1 protein-coding gene and 1 pseudogene are annotated in these 1,368 nt (G+C 71.2%); one reads left to right on the top strand and one right to left on the bottom strand.

Annotated elements, in window-relative coordinates:
- On the bottom strand, positions 1-813 hold an 813-nt coding region (gene ricT / locus AB0M20_RS43735; protein WP_364307416.1), incomplete at its 3' end, for a regulatory iron-sulfur-containing complex subunit RicT.
- A 159-nt stretch (positions 814-972) separates the two neighbouring features.
- Here ricT and AB0M20_RS43730 point away from each other — a divergent pair.
- Positions 973-1,368, top strand: a pseudogene (locus AB0M20_RS43730) (hypothetical protein); the annotation flags it as partial.

The raw sequence follows: 1,368 nt of genomic DNA, 5'->3' as shown, positions 1-1,368 counted from the left end.
CTGGCGCGGTCCGCACACCGACGCCCGGCTGCACGAGCAGCGGGAGCCGTCCGAGTCCATGCGCACCACCACGGCGTCGCGCGGCACGCTGTGGCCGACCACACGGCCGTCGCCCTCGGGCGTGGTCACCCGCGAGCCGATGGACGGCGCGGACGCCTGGAACTTCTGGTAGAGCGGGTGTTCGTACTTGAGGCAGCACATCAGGCGGCCGCAGGCGCCGGAGATCCGCAGCGGATTGAGCGGCAGATCCTGGTCCTTCGCCATGCGGATGGTGACCGGCTCGAAATCGGTGAGGAAGGTCGCGCAGCAGAGGTCGCGTCCGCAGGAGCCGATGCCCCCTTGGACGCGGGCCGAGTCACGCGCCGAGAGCTGGCGCAGCTCGACCCGGCAGCGCAACGTCGCGCCGAGGTCGCGCACCAGCGAGCGGAAGTCGACCCGATGCGGCGCGGTGAAATAGATCGTGGTGCGGGCGCCGCCGCTGCCGTTCTGCTCGAGCACGTGGTCGACCGCGACGACCTTCATGGGCAGCTCGTGCGCCTTGATCAGCTTCTTGGCGGCGACCTTGGCCTCGGCCTTGCGTTTGCGCAGCGTCTCGTCGCGGCGCAGGTCGCGCTCGTCGGCCAGGCCGGCCACCTTGGGGAACCCGTCGGTGTCCTCGCTGACCCATTGCGCCGCCCAGACGCACTCCGCCACCTCGGGTCCGTCGTCGGTCGGCACGAGCACCCGGTCGCCGACCTGCGGCGAGAACTCGCCAGGATCGAGGTAGTAGAGGCGGCCGTACCGGTTGAAGCTCACCGCGCACAGCATGCCCATGACCACACCCTACGACCGGACACGGCCTCGGACGAAATGTCATGGTTTGGGCTACCCGCGTGGGTTGTCGCATTGATGCCACGCAACTGGCACCATAGACCGTCGTTGGGAAGTCCCGTAGATGCCGCTCGCTGCGGCCGATCTTCGGGAGGAGCTTCCATGACGTCCGCCAGGCCGTTGGCCGCAAGTGTCGCCGCGCTCGGAATCGCCGCCTTCGCCGTACCGCTTCCGGCGTCGGCCGCGGCCGAGGGGAGGCCGGCGCCTGCCGTGCGAGATGCCTGTGCGGGAGCGGAACGCTACGCGGCCCTGTCCGGCGCGGAGGTGATCAGGGTCGACAAGCTTTCGGTACGCGCGTCGGGCGGCGGCCGCGGACGTTCGGCGGGTGACGGCGACGCGGGTGCGGGCTCTTCCGACGACCCGGGAGCCGGCAAGTCGGTCCAGGCGGGCGCAGGCGGCAAGGGGCCGGCCGGTGGATCCGGCACGGGCGGAACCGCGAAGGGCGATGGCGCGAAAGGCGGCGGCACCAAGGCCGATGGCGCGAAAGGCGGCGGCACC

The organism is Actinoplanes sp. NPDC051633 (assembly GCF_040681735.1).
Lineage (GTDB): Bacteria > Actinomycetota > Actinomycetes > Mycobacteriales > Micromonosporaceae > Actinoplanes.
The sequence above is the reverse complement of the archived record's forward strand: the minus strand, read 5'-3'. Positions and strand labels throughout refer to the sequence as shown.